This window comes from Janthinobacterium algoris, from assembly GCF_051380935.1.
Lineage (GTDB): Bacteria > Pseudomonadota > Gammaproteobacteria > Burkholderiales > Burkholderiaceae_D > Janthinobacterium.
This window is the reverse complement of the sequence record NZ_JBNYXZ010000024.1, coordinates 58,867-69,428: the sequence shown is the minus strand read 5'-3', so window position 1 is coordinate 69,428 and position 10,562 is coordinate 58,867. Positions and strand designations below refer to the sequence as shown.

General features: G+C 68.2%; 1 protein-coding gene. It reads left to right on the top strand.

The features are described from left to right. On the top strand, positions 1-10,548 hold the full coding sequence (locus ACQ4W7_RS26025; RefSeq protein ID WP_436534362.1) for a LysM peptidoglycan-binding domain-containing protein: 10,548 nt from the start codon (positions 1-3) through the stop codon (positions 10,546-10,548). The last annotated feature ends 14 nt before the right edge of the window (positions 10,549-10,562 follow it).

Genomic DNA, 10,562 nt, shown 5'->3' with positions numbered 1-10,562 from the left:
ATGGCCACCACCGATACCGCGCTGGAAAACCTGCAGCAAGCCATCGTCAACGCCGCCAGCAGCGGCCCGTTCGCCCTCGATGCCGCCTTCCTGGAAGCGGGCCTGGCCGACCCGGACGTCGCGCCGCCCGAAAAATTCGACGCCATCATCGGCCAGGCATTCCAGATCGACGCGGCGCAGTTCCTGATCAGCTGTGCGGCAGCCGACGTGGGCGCCGTGAGCGACGGCGTCTTTACTGTCAGCAAGGCGAGCCTGCCCTTCATCGGCGGCCTGCTGCAAACCCCGGCCACGCTGGTGTTTTCCACCCAGCTTGCCCCCGCGCGCACGCCGGGCGACAACGAAGATGACGACGGGGATGACGCGGCCGTGCTGGTGGTGCAGGTGGCCGCCAGTCCCGCCGGCTGGAACTGGGATAGCAGCTTTCCCTTCATGGGCGGCTGGCCGTTCAGCGAGTTGCCGCTGTCGGGCGCGCTGCTGGTATTTTCCAGCGCCGACGGCGTCTATCCATGGGGGGGCGACGGCGCGCTGTCCGTCACGGGCGGCGCCAAGCAGAACCTCAGCGCCAGTGTGGCCCTGCCCGCCTTCGTGACGCCATTTCTGGAACTGTTTTCCGACCTGGCGGCGCCGCCGGGCAAGCTGCAAATCGGCGGCTACCTGGACATGGCGCTGTACGACGGCAAGACGTTCGAACTGGGCGGGCTGATGCCCAGCGGCGTGCTGTCGGCCACGCTCAGCGAGCTCGACTGCACGTTCGCCGGCTACCTGCGCGTGGCCGCGCCCAGCCTGACCGTGACGATCCCGCCGCCCGTCGATGCGCCGCCGCCCGACGCCCTGCTGCTCGACGGCGGCATGCAGCTGCTGCTGCGCGGCGACGGCGAACTGGCCGACGAGGAAGCGGCAGACGGCGACCAGGCCGCCACGCTGGCCCTGACAGCCACGCTCAGCGTGGAAGGCGCAGGCGCCACCGACTACACGCTGTCGCTGCTGCTGCAGCCATCGAACGCCAACGGCGACGGCAACTACGCGGTCAGCCTGGAAGCGGGCAGCGACGGGCCGCCTCTCAGTCCCGGCGCCGCCATCAGCCTGATCGGCGGGGGCGCCAGCTATTTCCGCGCCACCCCGGCCGTGTTGCAGGAGTTCCTGACATCGTTCGGCCTCGGCGGCATGACCATCAGCGGCAGCATCCCGCCCAAGGCGACGCCCACGGTGGACCAGGTCACGCTGCAGCTGCGCACCGTGCGCGGTCTCAGCTGGCAGCCTATCCCGGCGCCCACGCCCGCGCTGAGCTTTACCGTCACCTCGTTCTTCCTCGACTGGACGGCTTACCAGCCGCTGGCAAGCAAGGCCAGCGGAAAGTCGCGCTATGAATACCTGTTCGGTACCACCTTCACCCTGTTGCCCACGGTATTTCGCAACCTCGACGGCACGCCGGGCGGCGAATTCGAAGTGCAGTTCAACTCGGATCAGCTGTTCCAGGCCAGCTTTCCCGGCAAGGCCACGCTGTCGGACTTCCTGTCCGTCGTCTCGAACGGCCTCGTCAGCCTGCCCGACAGCATCCAGGCCGAGGTGTCGAATATCGCGCTGAGCATAGACGGCGCGGCCCAGTCCTTCGCGTTTTCCAGCGACTACGCCATCAGCCTGTCCTTCCTGACGGTGGGCGGCGCGCCCATCTTGAGCATTTCGGAAGGCCAGATCAGCCTGTCTGGCATCAGTGCCACGGTGGCCGCGGACAAGCAGGAAGGCGCGCTGGCCCTTGTCGAGGCCGGCAAGGCGGGCGCCGGCACGGCCTGGGCCGGTTCTATTTCCGGCTTGCTGGGCGTGGGCGCCAGCCTGCAGGCCGCCGTCAGCGTGGCCTACAGCAGCCAGGAAACGCCGCCCCGCTGGACCCTCTCCGCCTCCCTCGCGCAAGAACTCGACGTGGGCGAGATGATCAAGCAATTCTTTGCCGCCGGCGGCATCTATGATTTCCCGGTCTTCTTGCCGGGCAACCTGAAGATTTCCGCGTTCGCCATCGATGCAGTCATTCCCAGCGGCAAGCCCAGCACGGACTTGGCCACCAGCTACACGGTCGACACCACCTTCACCTGGCTGTTCATGCTTGGCCAGCAACAGATCGGCTTGCAGAAAGCCACGCTCTCGGTACAGTATGACGGCGCCAAGCCGGCCGCGCAGCAATTCTCGGGCAAGGCCGATGCCGTATGGATCTATACCGCCATCAATCTGAAACTGGGCTTCGGCTATGCGTTCCAGCCGACCGACAAGGGGCCGAACCACACGCTGTACGTGAGCTGGGAAGGCTTCACGGCAACCTATACCAGCGGCAACGAGATGCTCAGTTTCACCCTGGCGGGCTGGTCGTTGGGTAGCCTGATTCAGGCGCTCGTGCGCACGCTGGGCGATCCGTATTTCGTGCTGCCGTCGCCGTGGGACTTGCTGAACCAGGTCACGCTGGACGGCCTGTCCGTCAACGTGTCGCTGAAAAGCGGCGAAAAGAACCGCCTCAGCGCCACCTACACGCTCAGTTCACCCCTCAACCTCGGATTCATCGTCATCCGCAGCATCGTCTTCAAGCGCAATACGGACGGCAAGGTGACCTTGGCGCTGGACGCCAGCGTACCGCCATTGCTCAAAGGCAGCATGGGCGACTTGCTGGACCCGAACAAGGGGCAGGACGTGGAAGAGATGCCCAGCGTGCCGGGCGCCGGTTCCAGCTATTTCAAGGTCTTCCTGCTGATGCTGGGCCAGCGCGTGGCCATCAACGGCGCGTCCGACTTCAGCTCGACCAAGGCTGTCATCGACGCGCTGGCCGGCGTGCCGCCCACCACGGGCAAGACCAATCCCGTCAACCCGGGCAGCGGCGTGCAGGGCCAACCGTATTACCAGCCGGACAGCAACTGGCTGATCGCCGCGCATTTCGGCGTGCTGCAGACAGCCGGCGTGTGGGCCGTCGACGTACAGATCGTTTTCAACGATCCCAACCTGTACGGCTTGCGCCTGACCCTGGGCAGCCCCAAGATGGGCGGCCTGGCCGGCCTGGTGGTCGATATCCTGTACAAGAAAATCAGCGACGACGTGGGCCTGTTCCAGATCGACTTCACCTTTCCCGACAGTATACGCAACCTGAACTTCGGCGCCGTCAGCGTGGTGCTGCCGATGATAGGCATCAAGATCTACACGAATGGCGATTTCCTGATCGACATCGGCTTTCCCTACAATATGGACTTTACGCGCTCGTTCAGCTTTAGTGCCATCGTCTACGGCGTGCCAGTGATGGGCGCAGGCGGCGTGTATTTCGGCAAGCTGTCGAGCGCGACGGCGACGCAGGTGCCGAAAACCGATCTCGGGTATTTCAATCCCGTCATCGTCTTCGGCCTGGGCCTGCAGTTGGGCCTGGGCTACAACTTCGTCAAGGGGCCGCTGAAAGCCGGCTTCGCGCTGACCGTGTTCGGCATCATCGAAGGCGTGATCGCCACCTACCATCCGTACGACAGCAGCAACGCCGTCGCGCTGGCCAAGGCCGGCGCGTCCGGCAGCGTACAGGAAAGCAGCTACTTCAAGCTGACGGGCACGTTCGGCGTGATCGGCATGCTGTACGGTGAAGTGGACTTGAAGATCATCAGCGCTTCGCTGCTCGTCAATATCACCGTGTCGGTGCAGATCGGCTACGAATCCTACCGCGCCATCCCCCTGTCCGTGACGGCCTCGGTGCGCATCAGCCTGCGCGTCAAAATCGACCTGGGCATCTTCAGCTTCACCATTTCCGTGGGCTTTTCCGCCACCGTCAGCGCGCAATTCCGCATCGGCAGCGACAGCCGCGCGCCGTGGGATGGCGGCGGCGCGCTGCGCCTGGACAGCCTGGCGCGCGGCCGCGCGCGCACCTTGCCGATGGAACTGCAGGCCGCCATGCTGCGCGCCGGGCCGCGCCGCCAGCCGCGACGCGTGCTGCGTACCGATGCCAAGCCGCTGCTGCAACTGGTGACGGCGCCGCAATTCACGGTGCTGGCGCCGCAGGGCGCCACCGCCAGCAGCGCGCAGCAAGGCGCGTTCGTCTGCCTGTTCGCCATGGATGCGCCGGACCCGGCCGCCGGCGGCGCGGGAGCAGGCACGACCTCGTTCGACCTGCTGTGCAAGGCGTATTTCCCGTGGCTGCTCGACGCCTTGCAGCCGGCGTCGCGGGCCGACGACGCGGCGCTGGACCTGGCTGCCGCCGCGACTGCCAGCGTCACGCTGGCGGAGCTGGTGGCGGGCATCCAGGTGCTGGCCGACCCCGCCATGCAACCATTCGGCATGGGTGACCTGCTCCAATTCCTCGCCGACAGCTTCATCGTGAACATCAGCGCGCCGGGAGCCAATATGGACGGCGCCACGCTATTCCCGCTGTTCGACGGGCTGCGGCTGGACGTCCCCGACCCGCAAGGCGGCGCCGGCACGCAAGCGATCGACCTTGAGACCTACGCGACGGCGACGGAACAGTACCGTAGCACGGTGGCCGGCGTGCTGCGTCAGGTGGCCGCCAAGGTGGGCAAGGCGCCCGCCAAGCCCGCGCTGCTGGCGCAGGACGACGCTGGCGCCGAATCGATGGCGGCCTTCATCTTCGTCGACGTCTTCAGCCTGATCGGCCGCGCGCTGCTGCAATCGGCCATCGATGCCTTCGACAATTACAGCTATGCGCTGCAGCCAGGCGACAGCATCGCCAGCATCGTCGCCGCCTTCAACCGGGCCGGCAACGCCATCGACGCGGACGACGTGTCGCTGCCGAATGCCATGTATCCGCTGAATGGCGCGCTGCCGCTGCAGGTCGGCGGCCTGTCCGCCGTGATCCAGGCCGGCGATACGCTGGCGGCCATCGCCGCCCGCTACACGGATCCGGCCGGCGCCGGCGGGCGCTGGCAAACCACCGCTGCCCAGCTAATCGGCGCGAATGCGGCGCCGCGCGCGCTGCGTACGGGCGTGACGCTGGTCTTCGACTTCGGCGCCGGCGCCGTCAGCCACGTCACCGCGCCCGGCGACAGCTTCGGCGCCATCGCCGCCGCGCTGGGCGTGCCGCTGGCCGCCTTGGCGCAGCAGGCATTGCTATATGCGCGCGCCGACCTGCTGCTGCCGACGGCCATCCTTACCGTGCCGCCGCTGGCCTATGCATCGGCCGCCGGCGATACCCTGGCCGGCATCGCCAGCCGCTTCGCCGCCGGGGCCGCCGCGCTGGGGCGCGACAATGCCGGCGTCGCCGATCTGTTCGCCGCGGCCCCGGGCCGGCTGGCCATCGCCCGCCTCGACGCCATGCCGCTGGAGCAGCTGTGGTGCGGCGTGCAGGCGAGCGGCGCCGTGGCCCAGGCCGCCGGCCAGGTCGCGCGCTTCATCACCTATGGTTTGCGCCTGCCGGTGGCGTCGGGCCTGAGCCTGTCGCCGTCCTTTCTGTATAGCAAGACGCAGACCGACTACGCGCTGTACCAGTTGACGGGCCAGCAATTCCCCACGCCCGACAGCGCCGCCGGCGGCTACCGCATCGGCCTGGGACGCAATGCCATTTCGCATGGCGTCGCCCTCGATTTCATCACCTTCGCCGGCGCGCCCGGCACCAGCCTGCCCATCGACCTGGGCGCCGCGTACGGCTTGCTGTCGGGCGTGCTGGCGTATGCGCAGGCGGGCAGCTTCGTGCCGTCGCCAACGCTGCACATCCTGCCGCTGGCTTCCTTGCAGCCGCGGCAGTTTCCTGCGGCAGGCTACGCCGCCTGGATCACCGCCGACCTGGCGCGCCTGACGGCCGTGACGTCAGGCGCCGCTTCAGCGGCGCGCGCCACCGCCAGCCAGGCCGCGCCCGCGCCGTATCTGTGGCAATTGCCCGACGCCATGCTGGCCAGCATCGCTCAGCGCCAGGATACGCTGCAGGCGCTGTACACCCAGGCGCAATACGCGGACATGCTAGCCCTGATGCCAGCCTATCGTCCCCGCATCGGCAACACGCCGCCCAACAGCAGCAGCACGGTGTTCCAGGACTTGAGCGGCTATGCCTACGCCACGCGCGTGGACTTCCAGATCACGCGCATGCCGGCCGCCACCGTGGCCACCAACGACGCCAGCGGCACCGCGCTGGCCAGCGCCGCCACCCTGGCCCACGTCTACGAGCTTGTGGGACCGTCGGCCGCCGATGCCCAGCGCCTGGAATACCTGCTGAGCGGCATGGCCGCCGTGGGCGAAACCCTGGTGGCCGGCCTGTTCCTGCTGTATAGCGAAGGCGGAAGCGACCAGGTGGCGCTGACGGGCCAGGCCGATGCCGACTACCTGTGCTTCCTGACGCAAACCAATCTGTCCACGGAAAGCCATCCGCCGGCCAGCCGCATGCTGCTGGACGCGGCGGGGACGGCTATGCCGCGCGGCATAGCCAACAGCCCCTCGCAATTCATCAAGCTGCTGTGGGAGCAATCGGTGGTGCGCGGCGGCGGCTACTATCTGTATTTCGAGGACATGGTGTCGGGCGCCGGCCTGCCTCCATCCGTCTTCGACGCCACGGGCACGGCCACGCTGACCCTGGTGGTTCCGCTGGCGCGCCAGGCGGCGGGCGCAGCCAACACCGTGCCGAACTTCGTCAACGCCCTGCTGACGACGCAAGCGATCGATCCGCAGCAGGACGTGCTGGTGTTCGAATCGCTGAGCAAGCCGGCCAAGACCCAGCCTTTGGCCCGGGCCGCCACGAGCACCCTGACCGCCCTGGCCGCCACCTATGGCATGGGCGTGGGACAGCTGGCGCGGCAAAACGCCGTGCGGCCGCTGCGCGCCGGCGCAAGCGTGCCCGTGGCCGGCATCCTGCACCAGCTGAACCAACAAGACATGGCCGCGCCCGCGCAAGCGCTGGAGCAGCTGGCCGCGTATTACTCGGCCGGGGCCACCCCGCTGAGCGCGGCGCAGATCGCCGCCTACAATCCCGGCGTGACGGTGGTGCTGGGCGCGACCATGCGCATTCCGCCGCTCGTCTATCGCGTGCCAGCCACTTTTGACGGTCCCGGCAATACCTTCGCCGCCCTGGCCGCCTACTATGGCTTGTCGGTGGACGCCTTGGCCCTGGGCGCGACCGCCACCGAAGGCCTGTACGCCGACGGCGCCGTGCTCGACGTCGACAGCCTGGCCCTCGATGCGCAAGCGACCTTGGCGCCGGGCAATCTGTCGTTCCAGCTCAAGCGAAGCAACGACGGCGTGCCCGTGCTGCCGCCCGATCCCACGCCGCATCAACAGCAGCAATATGCGCAGGCGACCCTGTCTGCGCTGTACAACACGCTGTCGGCCGGCCTGGGCGCCAACCCGTATTTCCTGCCCAGTCCCTACAGCCTGCCCTTCGGACCGCAGGACCATGTGAACGACAGCGACAGCGACGGCGACGGCGGGGACGATGGCGAAGCCCACCGCCGGCGCTATGCGGCCGCAGCCCTGGCCGACTACGACTACCGCCAGGCACTGGGCTACCTGGGCAACAACAGCCAGGGATGGCCATTCGCCACGCTCAATGCGGCGCCGGCCAATCCGCCGCCCGGCCTGCCGCCCGCCGCCGACAATCCCTACCTGGGAGTGGGCAGCCATGCGTCGCTGGCCCTGCGCTGGCAAGACCTGTTCGGCAACACCACCGTCACGCCGTTCGAGGCGCCGCCAGCCGGCTACACGGGTGCGTTGGATCAGGCCCCCGCCGCGCTGCGCTACACGGATCGCCTGCTGGGCCTGTCCGCCTGGCCGAAAGTCCAGGCCAGCTACCTGTATGACACGGATGCGGGTGGCGCGCCCGCGCTGCTGCTGACCTTGCGCATGGATGGCCTGGCCTACCCCACGCCAGCCGACGCGGCGCAAGACTTGCCCGTCTACCAGCGCCTGTACTTCCAGCTGCACCAGGACTATACGGGCCTGGGCGTGCCCGGACTGAGCGGAAATGCGGTGAGCATCTCCCTCAGCAACTCCCTGCTGGCCACGCCGCTGCAGCCGCTGGACGAGGCCCAGTCGCGGCAGGTGCGCGACTTCGTCGCCGCCTGCGCCATCTACTTGCAGGCCCTGGCCGGCGGCGGCAGCGCCACGGCGCCCGCCGCCACGCTGTCGGTGCCGGTGCCGCTGGCGCAACTGGCCAGCGCCAACCGCATCGCGCTCGACGTGGCACTGGTGCTGACGCGCCAGGCCATCTTGCTCGACCCCGTGCTGGCGGCCCTGCCGGACGGCGCCAGCGTGGTCAGCGCCGTGCTGCCGCAGGCCGACACGAATGGCGGCGCGTCCAGCTACACCACGTTTGCCAAGGCGCTCGAAGCGTGCCTGAAGACGCCGCAATGGTCGATGCGCGCGGGCGCGGGGCTGACGCGCGTGGGCAGCGCCGGCCAGCAGACGCAGCAGTTGTTCGCCGTGCGCTTCAGCGACACGCCAGGCCCGGGCATCCATTTCCGCCTGGGCCAGCAGGCCAGCTACTACGCGCCGCTGCCCGTCGCCAATTCGCTGGAAAGCCGCATGGTCAGCATCGACGCCTATCCGAGCAATACGCCGCATGCGCTGACGTTCAATAGCGTCGACCTGAACCTGTGGCTACAAAGCTGTCTCGACGCCATCGACAAGTTCCTCTCGGCCACCTATGCGCCGCCCGCCTACATCGTCGATCGCCTCAACGGCATCGCCGATCCGCTGCAGAGCGGTCAGCTGGGCTTCGTACTCAAGGCGAAACAGACGCTGGCCGACGCCATCAGCGCCACGGTCAGCCCCGTACTCAGCAGCAGCGCCGCGGACGAGGCCACGCGCGTCAGCGCGGCCGCCACCATGCGACAGCAGCTGCTGACCACCCTGGGGCCGGCCTTTGCCGCCGGCGCCGTGGTGGTGTACGGCGTGGACCAGGTCACGGGCATGGACGGCATCTACGCGGCCGGGCCGCCCGCGCTGTACGGTCAGCCCGCCGGCGCGGGCACTGCAGACGGCGCGGCCGGCGACGGCAACCAGAACTACACATTATTCCCGACCCGGCTGCCGCTGCAAGGCACGGCCGCGCCAGACCAGAGCCGGCTGTCTTTCAACTTCATCTCGAAGAATGTCGAAGGCCAGGCCTATGTGCCGCTGGACTTGCGCTATCAGATCACGCACATGGAATTCGACCAGCAATTCGTGCCCGGCATCGAAAACTACGCGCAAAGCCAGTGGCTGCTGTTCATCACCGGTCCGTTCGAGGTACCGCTGGGCAATGGCACGCAATATATCCCTGTGCTGAACCGCGCCCTGCCCGTGCCGCCCACGGTCAACCGGCAGACCGCCACCGCGTCCGCCGCGCCGCAGGCCGGCCGCATGCGCCGGGCCGCCGATGGCTTGCAGCCGGCCCAGCTGGCCCAGTGGGATTACAGCTTCAGCTATACCTATCGCCAGGCGGCGCAGGATGCCGTGCACGTCAGCGTGGTGCTCAACGTGCCGCCGCAGGTGGCCAGACTGTCCGCGGCGGCCGGTCCCGACCTGTTCACGGCGCTGGCCGCCTTCGTCAGCAACTATCCGCTCATCTCGGCTGACCTCGACGAGTTCCTCGCGCCCCTCGATGGCAAGCAGGACACGACCGATAGTATCGCCAAGGCAACACTGGCCACCACCGCCTTCCAGCAGCTGGTGACCCAGGTGGCGGCCAGCTACGGCGAGCATTTCGGCGCGGCGCGGCTGGCGGCGGCGCAAGGCGAAGCCAGCGTGGCCGTGGAATTCGACGCTCGCCTGGAAGACCATGGCGGCGACGCCTGGTATGCGCTGCTCAATGTCACCGTAGGCGGCGCGCCAGCCACCTACGACCCGCTGGCCGGCACCCTGAGCAACGGCGCCGTCAGCGTGCCCGTGCCCGTGCCCGTGCTCGATATCGATGCGCAGCAGTACCGGGCCACGCCAGCCACGCCCACGCCGCCCGATGCGCTGCTGGCCTACCGCTACGCGGCCATCGCCGCCGACGCGCCCGACCTGTCGTTTGCCGCCGCGCTGGCCAATACCGGCCGCGAGGTGCGCATGCCGGGGCTGAACGTGATGGTGTACAAGAACGCCCAGGCCTCGCTGTACGTGCAGCGCAACCGCTACCTGTGCCCGCCCAGCCAGACGCAGGTGTCGACCATTCACGCCTTCCTGTACCAGACGCCGGTCGTCAAGTTCAGCGACCCCATCCTGCCGCGCCTGAGCTGGCAAGGCTATGATTTGCGGCAAGTCGCACCGGTGGGCGGCAGCGACGTGGCGGCCTACATGAGGGGCTTCTTCAACGCCCTCTTCACGGGCGCCTCGGGCAGCGTGCGCATCGCCATGGATGGCAGCTATTCCTACAGCGTGATGCCGGCCGTGGCGGGCTTTCCCCGCACCTCGCTGCCGGTCAGCCTGCTGCCGGCCGTGCTCGTGCCCATCGATGCAGCCCAGCCTCCCGCCGCGCCCATGGCGCTGGTGGCCCAGGTGCAGCAATGGTATGACACGCATCAGCCGACCACGGGTGGCGGCGCCGCCATGGATTTCCGCCTGAACTTCTTTACCGACAGCGCGCCCGAGCAATTGCTGCTGTCGCTCGAAGACGTGCGCTGGATGGTGCGGCCCTGACGCGGCGGCGTAGC

Excerpts from the sequence above, each read along its gene's own strand:
- ACQ4W7_RS26025 (WP_436534362.1), top strand. The coding sequence starts at position 1 with ATGGCCACCACCGATACCGCGCTGGAAAACCTGCAGCAAGCCATCGTC.